This window comes from Vibrio furnissii CIP 102972 (assembly GCF_000176175.1).
Classification (GTDB): Bacteria; Pseudomonadota; Gammaproteobacteria; order Enterobacterales; family Vibrionaceae; genus Vibrio; species Vibrio furnissii.
Window position 1 is genome coordinate 37393 of record NZ_ACZP01000018.1, and the last position, 17741, is coordinate 55133.

The 17741-nt window shown below is 55.5% G+C and carries 17 protein-coding genes; 8 read left to right on the top strand and 9 right to left on the bottom strand.

From position 1 onward, the window contains the following. Position 1 precedes the first annotated feature (1 nt). The 4 genes from cysQ to VFA_RS18970 form a co-directional block, all read right to left on the bottom strand. Positions 2-829 (bottom strand): 3'(2'),5'-bisphosphate nucleotidase CysQ, encoded by an 828-nt coding sequence (gene cysQ / locus VFA_RS18955; RefSeq protein WP_004728460.1) that lies wholly within the window; start codon positions 827-829, stop codon positions 2-4. 23 nt (positions 830-852) lie between these two features. Continuing rightward, a complete protein-coding gene (nudE, locus tag VFA_RS18960) occupies positions 853-1401 on the bottom strand; it encodes an ADP compounds hydrolase NudE (RefSeq protein WP_004728462.1) in 549 nt (182 codons plus the stop codon). Positions 1402-1546: 145 nt separating this feature from the next. Further along, positions 1547-2134, bottom strand: coding sequence for a Fe-S biogenesis protein NfuA (gene nfuA, locus VFA_RS18965; protein WP_038152592.1), 588 nt, complete (start codon positions 2132-2134; stop codon positions 1547-1549). A gap of 100 nt (positions 2135-2234) precedes the next feature. After that, a complete protein-coding gene (locus tag VFA_RS18970) occupies positions 2235-2909 on the bottom strand; it encodes a phosphoribosyltransferase family protein (RefSeq protein WP_232281756.1) in 675 nt (224 codons plus the stop codon). A 113-nt stretch (positions 2910-3022) separates the two neighbouring features. On the opposite strand from VFA_RS18970, the gene bioH reads away from it, so the two are divergent. Together bioH and VFA_RS18980 are read left to right on the top strand one after the other, a co-directional pair. Beyond that, on the top strand, positions 3023-3793 hold the full coding sequence (gene bioH / locus VFA_RS18975) for a pimeloyl-ACP methyl ester esterase BioH (protein WP_004728468.1): 771 nt from the start codon (positions 3023-3025) through the stop codon (positions 3791-3793). A 128-nt stretch (positions 3794-3921) separates the two neighbouring features. Next, a complete protein-coding gene (locus VFA_RS18980) occupies positions 3922-4392 on the top strand; it encodes a hypothetical protein (protein WP_004728470.1) in 471 nt (156 codons plus the stop codon). A gap of 82 nt (positions 4393-4474) precedes the next feature. Here VFA_RS18980 and VFA_RS18985 read toward each other — a convergent pair whose 3' ends face one another. Both VFA_RS18985 and VFA_RS18990 read right to left on the bottom strand, forming a co-directional pair. After that, positions 4475-6784, bottom strand: a complete 2310-nt coding sequence (locus VFA_RS18985) for a Tex family protein (RefSeq protein ID WP_004728472.1) — start codon at positions 6782-6784, stop codon at positions 4475-4477. 55 nt (positions 6785-6839) lie between these two features. Next, positions 6840-7502, bottom strand: coding sequence for a hypothetical protein (locus VFA_RS18990; protein ID WP_004728474.1), 663 nt, complete (start codon positions 7500-7502; stop codon positions 6840-6842). A 130-nt stretch (positions 7503-7632) separates the two neighbouring features. On the opposite strand from VFA_RS18990, the gene greB reads away from it, so the two are divergent. Together greB and VFA_RS19000 are read left to right on the top strand one after the other, a co-directional pair. Next, on the top strand, positions 7633-8118 hold the full coding sequence (greB, locus tag VFA_RS18995) for a transcription elongation factor GreB (RefSeq protein ID WP_004728475.1): 486 nt from the start codon (positions 7633-7635) through the stop codon (positions 8116-8118). A 134-nt stretch (positions 8119-8252) separates the two neighbouring features. Further along, entirely contained in the window at positions 8253-9251 is a 999-nt protein-coding gene (locus tag VFA_RS19000) for a substrate-binding domain-containing protein (protein WP_004728476.1), read from the top strand. An 8-nt stretch (positions 9252-9259) separates the two neighbouring features. On the opposite strand, the gene edd is transcribed toward VFA_RS19000, so the two are convergent. Together edd and VFA_RS19010 are read right to left on the bottom strand one after the other, a co-directional pair. Beyond that, positions 9260-11065: a phosphogluconate dehydratase gene (edd, locus tag VFA_RS19005; RefSeq protein ID WP_004728477.1), complete on the bottom strand. Its 1806-nt coding sequence runs from the start codon at positions 11063-11065 to the stop codon at positions 9260-9262. Next, a complete protein-coding gene (locus VFA_RS19010; protein WP_004728478.1) occupies positions 11062-11583 on the bottom strand; it encodes a gluconokinase in 522 nt (173 codons plus the stop codon). Before VFA_RS19010 ends, edd begins: the two co-directional genes overlap by 4 nt. Positions 11584-11742: 159 nt before the next feature. Here VFA_RS19010 and VFA_RS19015 point away from each other — a divergent pair, with 159 nt between their 5' ends. The 4 genes from VFA_RS19015 to envZ all read left to right on the top strand — a co-directional run bounded on the left by VFA_RS19015 (position 11743) and on the right by envZ (position 16112). Beyond that, positions 11743-13122, top strand: coding sequence for a GntP family permease (locus tag VFA_RS19015; protein ID WP_004728479.1), 1380 nt, complete (start codon positions 11743-11745; stop codon positions 13120-13122). A 12-nt stretch (positions 13123-13134) separates the two neighbouring features. Next, positions 13135-13740 carry a bifunctional 4-hydroxy-2-oxoglutarate aldolase/2-dehydro-3-deoxy-phosphogluconate aldolase gene (locus tag VFA_RS19020; protein WP_004728480.1) on the top strand — a complete coding sequence of 202 codons (606 nt, stop codon included), beginning with the start codon at positions 13135-13137 and terminating at the stop codon, positions 13738-13740. 268 nt (positions 13741-14008) lie between these two features. Next, the gene (ompR, locus tag VFA_RS19025; protein WP_004728481.1) at positions 14009-14731 is read left to right on the top strand and encodes an osmolarity response regulator transcription factor OmpR; all 723 of its coding nucleotides are present in this window, start codon (positions 14009-14011) and stop codon (positions 14729-14731) included. A gap of 73 nt (positions 14732-14804) precedes the next feature. Then, a complete protein-coding gene (envZ, locus tag VFA_RS19030; RefSeq protein ID WP_004728482.1) occupies positions 14805-16112 on the top strand; it encodes a two-component system sensor histidine kinase EnvZ in 1308 nt (435 codons plus the stop codon). Between the two features lie 206 nt (positions 16113-16318). On the opposite strand, the gene VFA_RS19035 is transcribed toward envZ, so the two are convergent. Then, positions 16319-17710 (bottom strand): uracil-xanthine permease family protein, encoded by a 1392-nt coding sequence (locus VFA_RS19035; RefSeq protein WP_004728483.1) that lies wholly within the window; start codon positions 17708-17710, stop codon positions 16319-16321. Positions 17711-17741 lie beyond the last annotated feature (31 nt).

The following is a 17741-nucleotide window of genomic DNA, read 5'->3' on the forward strand; positions in this document are numbered from 1 at the left end:
GTTAATCTTTCACCTTGAGAATCTGATCCCACGGCAAGTTGGCATCGCCCAGCACAATAAAGTTCGGATTTTCCAGCGTATCCCGCTCATTGTAGGACAACGGTTCTAACTGCGTGCTGAGAATGCGACCGCCCGCTTCTTCGACGATGCATTGTGTCGCTGCGGTGTCCCATTCGCCCGTTGGCCCCAGGCGCAAGTAGCAGTCCACGGCGCCTTCGGCGACCAGACACGCTTTGAGCGCTGCCGAGCCGAGTGGCACCAACTCATAGTTCCACTGGCTGCTTAAACGACTGGTGATGCGGTTGATGTCCTGACGGCGGCTGATAGCAATTGCAATCGACTGCCCCGGCAGCTCATGCGTGTGGGTTTCAATACGCAGGCTTTCCGACATGTCCGGAATCTTCCACGCTCCTTTGCCGCTATACGCGTAGTACGTGACGCCGGAGACCGGGCCGTACACCACGCCCATCACCGGACGGTTATTCTCAACCAACGCGATAATGGTGGCGAAATCGCCGCTGCGGGCAATGAATTCTTGTGTGCCATCGAGCGGGTCCACCAGCCAGTAGCGTTGCCACGTTTCACGCGTGGTGAGGCTGATGTTGGCGGCTTCTTCAGACAGCACCGGAATGTCCGGTGTCAGTTCACTCAGGCGTTCGACCACCAGTTTGTGCGCCGCTAAATCGGCGCTGGTGACGGGGGTTTCGTCGCTTTTGGTGAACGCTTCGTAGGATTTTTTCTCGTAAATCTCGAGGATCAATTGCCCAGCGGAACGCGCGATGCTAATCACATCGGGCAATAAGTGAGACAGATCTTTGGCGGTAGGCATACTCTTTCCTTTGGCGCTGCGGGTCAGGATTGCAAGTGGCGCAGCGCGAGCAATAGTGCAGTGATGCTGCGAGCTTCGCTAAAATCTAAGTGAGTCAGCAACTCTTCGGCTTGAGCGAGAGGCCAGCGCACGAGTTCCAGCGGCTCAGGCTCATCGCCTTCCAATTGTTCTGAGTATAGATCCTGAGCGATGAAGAGGGTCATGCGGCTGGAAAAATACGATGGCGCCAACACCACATCTTTCAGCGGTGTCAGCGAGTGCGCGCCAAACCCGATCTCTTCTTTGAGTTCGCGCACAGCGGCTTCTTGCGCCGATTCGCCCGGGTCAATCAGCCCTTTGGGAAACCCCAGTTCATAGTTTTCAGTGCCTGCGGCGTATTCGCGCACCAGCAGGAGATCGCCGTTCTCGGTGATGGGCACCATCATCACGGCGTTGCGGCCACTGGGCTTCATGCGTTCGTAGGTACGTTGCTCACCATTCGAAAAACGGAGGTCGAGCGCCTCGATGGCAAATAGTCTCGATTTGGCAACCGTATTACGGGCCAAAATCTCCGGTAATGATTTAGATGGCATACGTTAACTCCTTCGCATTCAAATGTTTTCCTACTATATGAGAAAAACGGATGAGTGAACATATTACTCTTTATCTGCAACCCTGCGTACAGGCGCAGAAAATAAAAAAAGCTGATGCACGCATCAGCTTTCTTCGGTTGGGGACTCAGTAGTAAGAGTGCTCGCCTCGATCGTGTTCGGTAGAATCGCGCACCGCGGTCAGCTCACCTTCGAACTGCGCCAGCAGCTCTTTCTCAATGCCTTCTTTGAGCGTGACGTCGACCATCGAACAGCCGTTACAACCGCCGCCGAACTGAACCAGTGCTACGCCGTCGTCTGAGATTTCTAGCAGTTGGACGTGACCACCGTGGCCTGCCAGCTGTGGGTTCACTTGAGTTTGAATCGCGTATTCCACGCGCTCCATCAGTGGCGCATCGTCAGCCACTTTACGCATTTTGGCGTTCGGGGCTTTCAGCGTCAGTTGTGAGCCCATTTTATCTGTCACGAAGTCGATCACGGCTTCTTCCAAAAATGGCAGGCTCAGCTCATCCACATACGCAGAAAAATCGCTGTATGTGATTTCTGTATCGGTAGCTTCCACAGCCTCAGGTGGGCAGTACGACACGCCACATTCCGCATTTTGAGTGCCCGGGTTAACCACGAACACACGAATGTTAGTACCGTCTGGTTGCTGAGCAAGCAGCTTAGCAAAGTGAGACTGGGCAGATTCTGTAATAGTAATAGGATTTGACACGACGAATACCTGAGTAAAATTGTAGGCTATTTAGTCACCATTCTACTCCTGTCGAGCCGAGGATCCAGCCCTTTTTTGTGCACAGGGTGGTGTGCTTGGGCTAGTCGCTTGGTTCAGGAGTGCGGCAGATACAGTAAATATCGAGGCTTTTGACGCCCACTTCAAGTAGTAAATTGCATAATTGCCGTACGGTGCTGCCGGTGGTGACGACATCGTCGACAATCGCCACGTGTTGCTGGCACGGCACGTGGTTTAACACAAAGGCACGATTGAGGTTGCGTCGCCGCTGCGCTTTGTCCAAGCCGTGTTGTGGCACCGTGGCGTGCGGGCGAGAAAACAGCTGCGGGTCATACTCGCAGCCCAAATGCTGGGCGAGCTGACGTGCCAACACATCACTTTGATTGAAGCCGCGCCGCAGTTGGCGACGCCAATGCAACGGCACGCACGTGAGCAGCGGCGCAGGCGTGGTGATTCTGGGCGCGAGCAATGCAGCCAGGGGCCGTGCTTGCCAAAACTGGCGCTGATACTTGAGCTGATGCACGCTGTGGCTGAGAGGAAAGCGGTAATCGCCCACGCAGACCAGCTGATGCCACGGCGGCGGTGTGCTCAGGCACTGGCCGCACTGCGCGGTGGCACTTTCACACGGCAGGCCGCAGCGAGCGCAGCGCGGTGTGGGGGCATACCACGCCAGACATGCCGTACACAGCCTGGGTTTGGTCGGCGCGTGTAGCGCTAGGCCGCACAGTTGGCAGGCGGGTGCCAACCAGGAAAACATGTTTTTTTGAAAGCGATTGGTTAACATAGCAGACCAAATTGACAAGGCGTGTCGCTATCATCGCGACAGGCCAAGGCACAGTGTGCATGGAATAAGTAGGAGAGCATGTGACGATGGCAGCGGCGTTGTATTGGCAGGTCACCGGCAGTGGCCCGGATCTGGTGTTGGTGCACGGTTGGGGCATGAACGGCGCGGTATGGCAACAAACGGCAGACGCGCTGGCCGCGCATTTTCGCGTGCATGTGGTCGATTTGCCGGGCTACGGACACAGCGCCGAGCAACACGCAGACTCGCTCGACGCCATTGCGCAGCGCTTGTTGGAGCATGCGCCCAAGCAAGCGATTTGGGTCGGTTGGTCGCTCGGCGGGTTAGTGGCCACGCACATGGCGCTGCATCATCGCGAGTACGTGGCCAAATTGGTCACGGTGGCCTCGTCTCCGAAATTTGCCGCCGAACGCCCTTGGCGCGGTATTCAGCCTCAGGTGCTGGGTGCGTTTACCGATCAGCTGGTGGACGATTTCCAAGCTACGATCGAACGCTTTATGGCGCTGCAAGCGATGGGCAGCCCCTCGGCACGCCAAGATGTGAAAACCCTCAAGCATGCGGTGTTATCGCGTCCGAGCCCGAATCCGCAGTCTTTGCTGGCGGGGTTGCACATGCTGGCCGAAGTCGACCTGCGTGACCAACTGCCGCATTTGTCGATGCCGCTGCTGCGTTTGTATGGCCGTTTGGATGGGTTGGTGCCAGTCAAAGTGGCGCACGATCTGGCCCACGTGGTGCCGCACAGTCAGCAGTACATTTTTACCGAATCATCCCATGCGCCGTTTATGACCGAACTCGAAGCGTTTTGTCAGCAACTGGTGGCGTTTAGCAGAGAAATGTAAATTTTGGCGCAAAAGCGACGATGGCATTGAAATAACGCTAAACGTTTGCGGTGATTGGTCGATAAATAAGCTAACCCAGACGCGTGAACGCGCCGACCGGGCCGGGCGATACTGAGGAGGTTTCGGCTATGATCGTGTCACCGACAAATGTCAGCGTGCCACTTATCGCCCCATCAGTTAACGTGCCGACAGAGCAGGCTGCGCGTGACAACCGAGTCCGTGAACCTGTGATGCCGACGGTAGAGCTGACCAAACCCAATGCTGAGCGTAAGGTCAAAGGCGACGACAAACGGCGCAAGCAGTCGTCTTGGGATCCGTCTGAACACCCCGGCTATGAGCTGGATCAGGAGGCCGAGACCACGGTACGCCCGTATGACGAGCCGAAAAGTGAGTTGGAGCGATTATTCGACCTGCTGGCTTTGTCGACCTATAGCAACGCGCAGGGCAAAGGTTATGCAATGCGGTTTCGGTTGCCGAAACGCGTGATTGATGCTGCGATAACTGAAGGCAAAATGGCCAAGCGGCGCACCGTGATCAAATTCCATTACGGCCATGCCGTGGCGCCCAATACGCCCTCAGAAGTGATTGCGGTCTTGTAGTCATCGCTTGCGATGAGACACGCACAAAAAAATCCCCAGCAGCGTACGCCGTTGGGGATTTTCTTTTTCAGCGCAATGGCGCTTATTTCTTCGCTTTGGCAAAGGCCGCCGCAAAGGCGCCACTCATGGCACCCCCGGCGTTGGTGGGTTCATCACGACGACGCGGTGCGCGCTCTTGACGCGGCTGGCTGCTGCGCGCCGGGCGGCTTTCCTGACCCGGTTCATCGTTCAAACGCATAGACAGCGCGATGCGTTTGCGCTGCACGTCGACTTCCATCACTTTGACTTTCACGATGTCGCCCGCTTTGACCACGTCGCGAGGATCGGAAACAAAACGATCGGTCAGCGCAGAGATGTGCACCAAACCGTCCTGATGCACGCCGATGTCGACAAACGCGCCAAAGTTGGCGACGTTCGACACCACACCTTCCAGCACCATGCCGATTTCGAGATCCGACACTTCATTCACGCCTTCGGCGAAGGTCGCGGTTTTGAACTCAGGACGCGGGTCACGGCCCGGCTTGTCGAGCTCTTTGATGATGTCGCTCACGGTCGGCACCCCAAAGTGTTCGTCGGTGTAATCGACCGCGCGCAGGTTGCGCAGAAACTCGCTGTTCCCAATCAGCGCTTGGATCGCTTTTTGGTTTTTCTCGGCGATGTTTTTCACCACAGGGTACGCTTCCGGGTGCACCGCAGAGGCATCGAGCGGGTTTTTACCACCCATGATGCGCAGGAAGCCGGCACACTGTTCAAACGCTTTGGGCCCCAAACGTGCGACTTTTTTCAGCGCGCTGCGTGAATCAAAGCGACCGTTCTCATCGCGGTAGTCGACGATGTTTTGTGCCAGCGTGCTCGACAGACCTGCGACACGCGTGAGCAGCGCCGGAGAGGCGGTGTTGACATCCACACCCACGGCGTTCACACAGTCTTCCACCACGGCATCGAGTCGTTTGGCGAGCATTGATTGGCTCACGTCATGTTGATATTGGCCCACACCGATGGATTTCGGATCGATTTTCACCAGCTCTGCCAATGGGTCTTGCAGGCGGCGGGCGATGGAGACTGCGCCGCGCAGTGACACATCCAGATGAGGGAATTCGTTGGCTGCCAACTCAGACGCCGAGTACACCGAGGCGCCCGCTTCACTCACGATAACTTTTTGCACGTTGAGGTTGCCACGCTTGATGAGGTCGGCGGTAAACGCGTCGGTTTCACGCGAGGCGGTGCCGTTTCCGATCGCAATCAGATCGACATGGTATTGCTTCACCAGCGCCGCCACGCTTGCCATCGCGCGGTCATATTGATTGTGCGGTTGGTGCGGGTAGATGGTGTCGGTTGCCAGCACTTTACCCGTGGCATCCACCACGGCGACTTTACAGCCGGTGCGCAGGCCGGGGTCGAGGCCAAGGGTGGCACGCGGGCCTGCCGGCGCCGCCATCAGCAAATCTTTCAGGTTGGTGGCGAACACGTCGATGGCGTCGATTTCAGCACGCTCTTTCATCGCGCCCATCAGTTCGGTTTCCATGTGCATCGACACTTTGATGCGCCATGACCAACTGATCACCTGCTTGCGCCAAGCATCGGCTGCCGCTTGGCTGAGGTGAATGCCGTAATGCTCGGCAATCAGGGTTTCACAGTAGGACTGACGTGCGGTCTCTTCCAATTCAGGATCGGCGTTGAGCGTCAGGGTCAGGAAGCCTTCGTTGCGGCCACGCAGCATTGCCAACGCGCGGTGCGACGGCACTTTGCTGATGGGTTCGTGGTGGTCGAAATAATCTTTGAATTTCTCGCCGTCCCGTTCTTTTCCTTCTACGACGCGCGAGACGATTTCGGCGTTGCGTGTCAGGTGCTGACGGATTTTTTCCAGCAGGTTCGCATCTTCAGCGATGCGTTCCATCACGATGGCGCGTGCGCCGTCGAGGGCGGCTTTGGTGTCGTCGATGCCTTTGTCGGCGGCGATGTAACGTGCGGCTTCGCGTTCTGGATCAGTTTCCGGCTGCGTCCACAGTTGATCGGCCAGCGGCTCTAGGCCTGCTTCAATCGCGATTTGACCTTTGGTGCGACGTTTGGGTTTGTACGGCAGATATAGATCTTCTAGGCGGGTTTTGCTGTCGGCATCTTGAATTGCTTGTTCCAGCTCAGGAGTCAGTTTTCCCTGATCCTGAATCGATTTCAGAATGGTTTGGCGGCGGTCGTCCATTTCGCGCAAATACGCGAGGCGGCTGTCCAGCGTCCGCAATTGAGTGTCGTCTAGACCGCCGGTGACCTCTTTACGGTAACGGGCAATGAATGGCACGGTGTTGCCGTCGTCAATCAGTTTGACGGCGGCGATGACTTGCTCTGAGCGAACGTTCAGCTCTTTGGCAATCGATTGACAGATAGCTAAGCTCATGGTTGATATCACTTTTTACAACAGAATCTCTGAAGTGGGGGCTCCAGAGTCTATTTTAAACGTCTATCAGCCTTGTCAGAGAAGATTGAATTTCGTCGGTCTGAGTTTGGCGACGCCAACAGTGGTAGTAGGCCGCGTAACTCATCCACGTATAGCCCAGCAGTTCGAGACCTTCCTGCAAGGCGCTTTTGAATACAAAATTATACTCTTGGCCCATGATGTGTTCCCACAGCAGGCGTCCGCTCCCGAACACACGGCTAAAGACCAGCACCATCAGCAATCCGCCGATCATATACACATACTCTCTTTGCTTTGTAAAGGCAGCCATGGGCACCCACACGGAGTCACTGCAATAGAGCACGGTATAGCCGATACTTGCCATCGCGACCAGCAGCGCCGGGATCAGCCAGAAGCCGTGGTAAACTACATCAAATAGTTGGTCGAGTTCGCGGATCAGCACACAGCTGAAGAAGCCGGCCGCCAGCAGATAGAAACCGCGGGCTTGTGGCGTGCGCTTGGCGGCAAGCGCGAACATCAGGGCCGCAAAGGCAATCAGCGCTTCTTGGGAAATTTCAGTGACCGAGATTTCACCGATGTCATTGTGCAGCAGGGTGAGATCAACATACAGCGCAAGCGGTGCAAGCAGCAGCATAGCAATCAAGACCAGCAGCTCTTTGCCGCTGGAGAGAATTTGGAGTTTTGCATCGTGAGTGGACATAATATTGAGACTCGCTAGTGATTCACAATCTTACTATGTTATTAAAACAGTGTTTTTTATGGCACTAAAACAACCTAAAATGATGTGATTTTAGGGTTAACTTGATGATTGATAGAGTATTTAGGTGTAAATGAAGACCAAACTGATCACCCGTGAAGGGTATGAGAAACTCAAAAAAGAGCACGACTATTTGTGGCATGAACGCCGTCCGGAAGTGACCAAAATCGTCACCTGGGCAGCCAGCCTTGGCGATCGTTCCGAGAATGCTGACTACACCTTTAACAAGCGCCTGCTGCGTCAAATCGACCGCCGAGTGCGTTTTCTGCGCAAGCTGCTTCCAGAGCTGAAAATCGTCGATTATTCGCCGCAGCAGGAAGGCAAAGTGTTCTTTGGCGCTTGGGTTGAGATTGAAAACAGCGCGGGCGACGTGAAGCGATTTCGCATCGTCGGCCCCGAAGAGATCTACGGCGATGACGTGAAAGAGTATATCTCTATCGACTCGCCGATGGCGCGGGCGCTGCTGAAAAAAGAGGTCGATGACGAATTTGTGGTTCGCACACCCAGCGGCGAAAAAGAGTGGTTCATCAACCGCATCGAATACGAAAAAAATGCGTAAATGCGCATGCGATCGCTCAGTTGGCGCGCTTTTGTGAAAAGTTGGCGTAGTTTCAGTTACGGCCTTGTTTTATCATAGCCCGCCGACAGCGAAGTCGTGACAGGGCGGCTCCGGCCGCACCGATTAGGATAACTATGCAGCGAAAAACCAGACCGACATTACAAGACATTGCCGACCAAGTGGGCATCACCAAGATGACCGTTTCGCGCTATTTGCGTGACCCCAATTCTGTGGCCCAAAAGACCCAGGAAAAAATCGCGGCAGTGATTGAAGAGCTCGGCTACATTCAGAACCGCGTGCCGGCGATTTTGTCCAAATCATCCAGCCGCGCAATTGGCATCATTCTGCCTTCGCTCTCGAACCAAGTGTTTGCTCACTTGGTGCAAGGCATTGAAGCGGTGACCAAAGCGGCCGGTTACGACACGCTGATCGCGCACACCGGCTACAGTGCCAAAGAAGAAGAAGAGAAGATCGCGGCGCTGCTGTCGTATCGTGTGGATGGGTTGATTCTCACCGAAACCAATCACACGGATCGCACCTTGCAGATGCTCAACTCCGCAGGCATTCCGGTGGTGGAAACCATGGAAATCCCCGAGCGACCGATCGACATGGCGGTTGGGCTCGATCACGAGCAAACCTCGTACGAGGTGGTGCAGACTATGATTGCACGCGGCAAAACACACATCGTGTATTTGGGCGCGCGTCTCGATACGCGAACCCGTTTGCGGATGAAAGGTTATGAGCGCGCGATGTACGATGCGGGGCTCACCCCGCTGCAAGTCTCCACGGGTGAGCATTCGAGCTTTACGCTTGGGGGGGCGCTGCTGGAAAAAGCCCTGCGAGACGAGCCGCAACTGGATGCCATTTTTTGTACCAACGATGACGTGGCGATTGGTGCCATGATGTACTGCGCGCACAAAGGCATTGCGGTGCCCGAGCAAATTGGCGTGGTGGGTTACAACGCGCTGGATATCGGTCAGGCGATCATTCCCAAACTGACCAGTGTGGAAACGCCGCGTTATGACATTGGGAAGAAGAGTGCAGAGCTGCTGCTGGCTGCACTCGCCGGTGACGTGGTCGAGCAGAAAGTGTTTGATCTCGGCTATCGCCTCACCGAAGGCGACAGCCTGTAATCCTGACTTTACTGCGCGTCGAACAAAAACGTCGCACCTTGATCCGCCGCCGTCACCAGATGGCGCGCCTGAGCAAACAACTCTCGGCCCCAACTGTGTTGCGTGGCTTCGCTATCGGGCAAGGTCGCGGTGCGGCCCGTCAAATCCGTTAAGCAGGTCAGTTGACCGTGGGTGGCATCGAGACGAAGACGATCGCCATCTTGTAGCAGGCCAATCGCACCGCCGCGCAAGGCTTCTGGAGAGACATGAATCGCCGCGGGAATCTTACCCGATGCGCCCGATAAACGGCCGTCGGTGACCAGCGCCACGTGATAGCCCGCTTTTTGCACGTTGCCCAGAATGGGCATCAGTTTGTGCAGCTCCGGCATACCGTTGGCTGCCGGGCCGCTGTAACGCACCACCACCACACAATCCTGATTGAGTTCGCCGCGATGATAAGCCGCTTCGACATCGTGCTGTGACTCGAACACTTTCGCTGGCGCTTCAATCACGTGATGCTGCGCTTTGACCGCCGAAATCTTGATCACGCTTTGTCCCAAGTTGCCTTGCAGCACTTTAATGCCGCCACTGGTTTGAAACGCTTCGCCTTGCGGCGCAATCACGCTCGGGTTGAGCGTGTCGTGGCATGTATGCCACTGCAGTTGGCCATCTTGCAGTTGGGGACGTTGCAGTTGCTGTTCAAAACTGCCGATGGCAGGGGTCACATTCTGATGCAGCAGGCCGCGCTCATTGAGGCGCGTCATCAGCATTGGGACGCCGCCGGCGGCTTCAAACGCGTTGATGTCGGCGGTGCCGTTCGGATAAACGTTGACCAGCAACGGGACGACATCGGACAAGTCGCTGATGTCTTGCCACGTTAAAATCAGCCCCGCAGCGCGCGCCACCGCCACCATGTGAATGGTGTGGTTGGTGCTGCCCCCAGAAGCCAGCAAGGCGACCACGCCATTGACCAAGCTCTCTTCGGTCACCACGTCGCTGAGCGGACGATAGCCCGGCGTGCCCGGTGCTTGCGCAGCAATCGCTTGAGCGGCGTAATCGGTCAAGGCATGACGCAGCGCGCAGTGCGGTGGCACGAATGCTGAACCCGGTAGCATCAAGCCCATGGCTTCAAACACCAATTGGTTGGTGTTGGCTGTGCCATAAAAGGTGCAGGTGCCCGGTGAGTGATATGAACTGCATTCCATGTCCAGCAGTGCGTCGCGTCCCACTTGACCGGCGGTGTATTTCTGGCGCACATCCACTTTTTCTTCGTTGCTGATCCCGGTGGCCATGGGGCCGGCCGGAATAAACGCGGTCGGCAAATGTGCATAGGCGAGGGCGCCCATCAGCTGCCCGGGGGCAATTTTGTCACAGATGCCCAGCAGCAATGTGCCATCAAACATATTGTGACTCAGCGACAGCGCCGTGGTTTGCGCAATCAAATCGCGTGAAAACAGCGACATGTCCATGCCCGGTTGACCTTGGGTCACGCCATCGCACATTGCGGGGACGCCGCCGGCCACTTGCGCGGTGTGACCGAGTGGTGCCAACGTGGCTTTGATTTGGTCTGGGTAGGTTTTGTACACCTGATGCGCGCTGAGCATGTCGTTGTATGCGGTGATGATCGCCAGATTGGAGCGTGTGAGATCCAAAATATGCGACTTTTCGTGGCTACACGAGGCCGCGATGGCGTGCGCCAAGTTACCGCACGACAAGCTGGCTTTGCCTTTCCCGGCGGCAAGTTGCGCGGCGGTTTTGGCGAGAAACTGTTGGCGCAGCGGTGCGCTGCGTTGACGAATGCGCTCGGTGACCTGCGCGATGAGTGTTTGAGTCATGCCACGGCCTCCAACTGATTCAGGGCGGCGACGGCGCGTGTCACCACATCGTCAATGCTGCAATCGATGGGGATGATGAGCACATCGCGCTCGTCGGCGTGTGGGCGTTCTAGCGTGGCGAATTGGCTGTCGAGCATGTCGGTTTTCATGAAATGGCCCTGACGCGCTCGCATGCGTTCTAGAATCAGCGATTTATCGCCATCGAGAAACACAAACGTCACGTGCTGGTTGCCGTCACGAATTTGGTCGCGATAGCACTTTTTCAGCGCCGAGCAGACAATCACACCACGCTCGCTTTTGTTTTCCAAACTGAAAGCGGCGTCGCGAATGCGTTCCAGCCAAGGCGCGCGGTCCGCGTCATTGAGTGGTTCACCGCGGCTCATTTTCTGAATGTTGGCGCGTGGATGTAGGTCATCACCATCGATAAATTTTGCGTTGAGACGTTGGGCGATATTGGCACCAATGGTGCTTTTGCCAGAGCCACTTACACCCATAACGATAATGCTGCTACCCGTCATACAGACTCCTTAATCACGAGATCTGAGCGAGATCTCAATTTCGAAAATTGCTCTAAGAATTGACTTTATCTTATCGGTGTTATCGGTAACATGTTACCCGTAACTTAAAGATTTGTGACCCAATACACAAACATCCAATCCTTGATAAAGGTGAACAAAATGGAATCAATAGCACATAGCCCAGACCCTACCTATCTGTTGCTGATCGCTGCCTGTGCCATCGCAGCGCTGCTTGTTTTAATCATGAAATTGAAGGTGCATGCCTTTGCCTCACTGACGTTGGTGAGCTTTGGTACTGCACTCGCCACGGGCATGCCCAGTGAGCAAGTTGTTCCGACCATGATGTCGGGATTTGGCGGCACGCTGGCCTCGGTGGCGCTGCTGGTTGGCCTTGGGGCCATGATTGGTAAAATTCTTGAAGTGACCGGCGGGGCGAAAGTGCTGGCGGATACTTTGATTGGCCGCTTTGGTGAACACCGCGCGCCGTTGGCACTCGGGGTGGCGTCCTTGATGTTCGGTTTCCCGATCTTCTTTGATGCTGGCTTGATTGTGATGATGCCGATCCTGTTTAGTGTCGCGAAACGCTTTGGCGGTTCACCGCTCAAATACGCGTTGCCAGCGGCGGGTGCGTTTGCGGTGATGCACGCGTTTGTACCACCACATCCAGGCCCGGTGGCTGCGTCGGATCTGCTTGGTGCGGACTTGGGGCTGCTGCTGATTGTCGGTATTTTGGTCGCGATTCCTACGTGGTATTTCGGTGCGTACCTGTTCGGTTTGTATGCTGGGAATAAATTCAACATTCCGCTCTCCAAAGCGTTTTTGAACACTGAAGTGATGTTCAAAGACAAAACCGATTTGCCGAAGTTCTCGACCGTCCTGCTGATCCTACTGCTGCCTGTGCTGCTGATTTTCATGGATACCGGCCTCAACACATTGACGGTGGCAGGCATCATTGATGGCCAGCAACCGGTGATTGAATTCTTGCGAATGCTGGGTAAAACCCCGATTGCGTTGCTGATCACCTTGTTGGTGTGTCTGAGCGTGTTTGCCGGCAAATACGGCATGGGCAAATTGGAAAAACTGTGTACCGATGCGTTGGCTCCGATTTGCGCCGTGATTCTGGTGACGGGTGCGGGTGGGATGTTTGGTGGCGTGTTGCGCTCAAGCGGCATCGGCCAAGCACTGGCGGATGTGTTGGCCGACACCGGTATGCCTGTGATTTTGGCCGCGTTCGTGATTTCAACCTGTCTGCGCGTGGCGCAAGGTTCGGCGACCGTGGCGCTGACAACAACTGCCGCACTGATGGCGCCGATTGTGTCACAGACGGTCGGTCTGACTGAACTGGACCTGTGCTTTATCGTGATTGCGATTGCCGGTGGTGCGACGGTGTTGTCACACTTCAACGATTCGGGTTTCTGGCTGGTGTCTCGCCTGCTGGAAATGGATGAGAAGACCACACTGAAAACTTGGACAGTGATGGAAACGCTGCTGGGCACAATTGCCTTTGCGATTGTCGCACTGCTTAGCTTTATTTTATAAGGTGGACTGAGAATGACGCTTGAACAACGACTGCAACACATCAAAATTGTCCCGGTCATTGCGATCAATGATGCGGCGCACGCGGTGCCGCTGGCGAAAGTGCTGGTGGAAAACGGCTTGCCGTGTGCCGAAGTCACGTTTCGTACCGACGCAGCGCAGGAATCGATTCGCTTGATGCGCGACGCCTACCCAGAGCTGTTGATTGGTGCGGGCACCGTACTGACCACGCAGCAAGTGGATCAAGCGATCAGCGCGGGGGCTGATTTCATCGTCAGCCCGGGGTTGAACCCCACCACGGTGAAATACTGTCAGCAACGGGGCATTGCGATTGTTCCGGGCGTGAACAACCCAAGCTTGGTGGAGCAAGCCATGGAACTGGGTCTTCGCACGGTGAAGTTCTTCCCGGCAGAGCCGTCGGGCGGTGTGGCGATGCTTAAAGCGCTGTGCGCCGTGTACCCCGTGCAGTTTATGCCAACGGGCGGCGTGAATCCGCGCAATGTGGCTGAGTATTTGTCGATTCCGGCCGTGGTTGCCTGTGGCGGAACGTGGATGGTGCCCACCGACTTGATGGACCGCGGCGACTGGGATGCGATCGCGCGTTTAGTCCGTGACCTGTAAGCCAGTGTGCTCATGAATGAGAAAGTCAGCCCATGTGGCTGGCTTTTTGTTTTGTGCGGTATGAAACGAGTTGTTCCCCTGCGATGGACTATGATAAAAGCAAATTGGTGCATCGCGAGCGCGGCAAGCCGCATCACGCAAGCTGCCATACGGCGTAAGCGGAAATAAACATTAACAATTCTTTGAATCTTACTGCGCATAACAGTGTTACATTTTACTCGCCCCCGTCTTTTCGGGGGCAGTCACTTAATTAGTGGGATCAGGACACATGCAAGAAAACTACAAAATTTTAGTCGTCGACGATGACGCGCGTTTGCGTGCATTGCTGGAGCGTTATTTATCTGAACAAGGCTTTCAGGTGCGCAGCGTCGCAAACAGTGAGCAGATGGACCCCCTGTTAACCCGTGAAACGTTTCACCTGATGGTACTGGATTTGATGCTACCGGGGGAAGATGGTCTGTCGATTTGTCGTCGTCTACGCAATGCCAACAACGCCATTCCGATTCTGATGTTGACCGCTAAAGGCGATGAAATTGATCGTATCGTCGGCCTAGAAGTGGGCGCCGATGACTACCTGCCAAAACCGTTTAACCCACGTGAACTGCTGGCACGCATTAAAGCGGTGCTGCGCCGTCAGGTGATTGAAGCCCCGGGTGCGCCAAGCGCAGACGATACCGTGGTCGAATTTGGTGAATTCCGCTTAAACCTTGGCACGCGTGAAATGTTCCGCGGCGAAGAGGCGATGCCGCTGACGTCGGGTGAATTTGCTGTGCTCAAAGCCCTAGTGACCAACGCGCGTGAGCCGTTGTCGCGTGACAAACTGATGAACATGGCACGTGGCCGCGAATATTCCGCGATGGAACGCTCGATTGACGTGCAAATTTCCCGCCTGCGCCGCATGCTGGAAGTGGATCCAAGCAAACCGCGTTACATTCAGACCGTGTGGGGTCTGGGATACGTGTTTGTTCCCGATGGCAAAGCCGCCAGCTAATCTGACGCCCCTTGCAGTACCAGTGTCGCCCTGATATTGGTGCTGAATTTTCCCTTGCCCCAAAAGGTGTCGCATGCGTATTCGCAGCTCATTTACTCAAACCATTCTGCTGTTTTTCACCCTGCTGATCGCCAGCCAAGCGTACTCCTATTACGCGCTGTTTAATTACGCGCTGATGCCGAGTTTGCAGCAGTTCAACAAAATCCTCAGCCATGAAATCAGCCTGATGCTCGATGATTCCCTGACCCCAGCGGATGACAGCTTGGCGATGGATGTCCCGATGCGTCGCCGCGTGTTAGAGCAGCTTGGCGTGAGTATTTTTAACGAAAACAGCCCACTGGCGGATGGCTTTAACCATTCGGTCAGCATCGATTTGATGAGTGAGGAGATGTCGCAAGAACTCGGTTCGCCGACGGAAGTGCGCATGGGCGTTGGGCCAGACAGTTACGTGCTGTGGATGAAGATCGATCTGCTGCCGGGGCAAGTGCTGCGCATTCCGCTGTCGGAGTTGCAGGAAGAGGACTTTGCGCCGCTGTTTCGTAATAGCATTGTGATGGCGGTGTTGATTCTGGTTGGCGGTTGGTTGTTTATTCGTTTACAGAACCGGCCGTTGATCGCGCTGGAAAAAGCGGCTAAAGCGGTGGGGCGCGGGGAAATTCCGCCGCCACTGCCAGAAAAAGGGGCCAGTGAAATTCGCTCGGTCACTCGGGCATTTAATCAGATGTCTAAGGGCATTCAAGCGCTGGAGGCCGACCGCGCGCTGTTGATGGCGGGCATCAGTCATGATTTACGCACGCCGCTGACCCGCATTCGCCTCGCGACCGAAATGATGTCCCCGGAAGAGAGCTACCTTGCCGAAGGTATTATCAGCGACACCGAAGAGTGCAACGAGATCATCAGCCAGTTCATGGACTACCTCAAACCGGTCAATAAACAGAGCTTTGAACAAGTCGACCTCAATGAAATTGCCAACGATGTGGCGACTTCGGAAGGCGGCTACGAAGTGCAAGTCGACGTGAGTTTGCACCCTGAATTTGTGCCAGCCTTTGGTAATCCGATCGCCATCAAGCGGGCGGTGAGCAACTTGGTTGTGAACGCGCTGCGTTACGGCAATGGCTGGGTCAAAGTGAGTACCGGCCTGACTGTGGATAAAAAAATGGCGTGGGTGTGTGTGGAAGACAATGGCCCGGGCATCGAGCCGTCGCAGGTCAACAAGCTGTTTGAACCGTTTACTCGGGGCGATACCGCCCGCGGTAGTGAAGGCACGGGATTGGGGCTGGCCATTGTGAAGCGCATCATCAGCCAACATCACGGCTCGGTGGCGGTGAACAATCGCAGCGAGGGTGGTTTGAAAGCACAAATCAGTTTCCCGACACGCTGATACGGATACGTCGATACGGATTGCGTGGATACGAATGATGTTGATACGAACGAAGATGATGCGTTCCTGACGTGTCAAAGTACGGCCACCCGACGCGGGTTGGCCATCATTGGCGTTGGGCCATATCGCAAACATCACCCACAAAAAAGCTCGCCATCTGGCGAGCTTTTTTCGTCTCAATCGTTTATGCAGCGCATGCACATGACTTACGCTTCTTTCACGTCGTCTTGCGCGTCTTCGCGTGTGACATGCGTTTCTGGCAACAGCAGGTTGAGCAGAATCGCGGTGATCCCACCGGCTGCGACACCTGAAGAGAAAATGCTCTTAATGAAGTCGGGCATAAATTGCAGGATTTCTGGTTTTTGCGCGATGCCCAGGCCCATCGAGAACGACAGCGCCATGATCAGAATGGCGCGGCGGTCGAGGTCGACGCGAGAAATGATGCGCACACCCGCTGCAGCGATGGTACCGAACATCACGATGGTTGCGCCGCCCAGCACTGGTTCCGGAATCAGCTGAACAAAGCTCGCCACACCCGGGAACAGGCCCAGCAGGACCAACATGCCGGAAATGAAGTAACCGACGTAACGGCTGGCGACACCGGTCAGCATGATCACGCCGTTGTTCTGGCTGAAGGTGGAGTTCGGGAAGCTGTTGAACACCGCTGCCAGCGCGGAGTTGATGCCGTCTGCCAGCACGCCGCCTTTAATGCGTTTCATGTAGACCGGGCCTTTCACTGGCTCACCTGACACTTCAGACGTCGCGGTGATATCGCCGATCGCTTCCAGTGCCGTGATAAGGAAAATCAGTACCAGCGGAATAAACAGTGACCAGTCAAAGCCGAGGCCGTATTGCATCGGAATCGGCAGGGCAATCATCTCAGTGGCGCCCAGTTGGCTGGTGTCGACCATGCCCATCAGGTACGCCATGATGTAACCGACCAGCATGGCAATCACAATGGATGCCACACGCACGTAAGGGTTGCGTGAACGGTTGAGTAGCACGATCAGCCCCAACACGGTGCCAGCCAGTGCCAGTTTATCCAGACTCCCGAAGGTGCCGTCGCCCAGTGCCGCATAGCCGCCACCCATCGACACCAAGCCCACTTGCACCAGCGTCAAGCCAATCAGCGTCACCACAATGCCAGAGACCAGCGGGGTGATGATGCGCTGGGCAAATTCCAGGACGCGCGAGAGCAGAATTTCGGCGAAAGAGGCCACAAGGATGGTGCCAAAAATCGCTGCCATCATGGTGGCAATGTCTGCGCCACCGGCTTTCAGTGCCAAACCTGCGCCAATGATGGGGCCAAGGAAATTAAAGCTGGTGCCTTGAATCGACAGCAAACCGGAGCCAATGGGGCCGATGGTGCGAATTTGAATGAATGAAGACAGACCGGAGGCAAACAGCGACATGCTGATGATGGTATTGGTCTGATCGGCCGGCACACCCAGTGACTGACAGATGATCAGGGATGGGGTGATCACGGCAACAAACATCGCCAGCAGGTGCTGCAAAGCGGCAAAAAACGTTTGTGGCAGTGGCGGACGGTCATTGAGCTGGTAAACCAGATCGGACTTACGCGTGTTTTGGGTTGTCATGGCAGTTTCCTAATGTGTCATGTCACTTCGT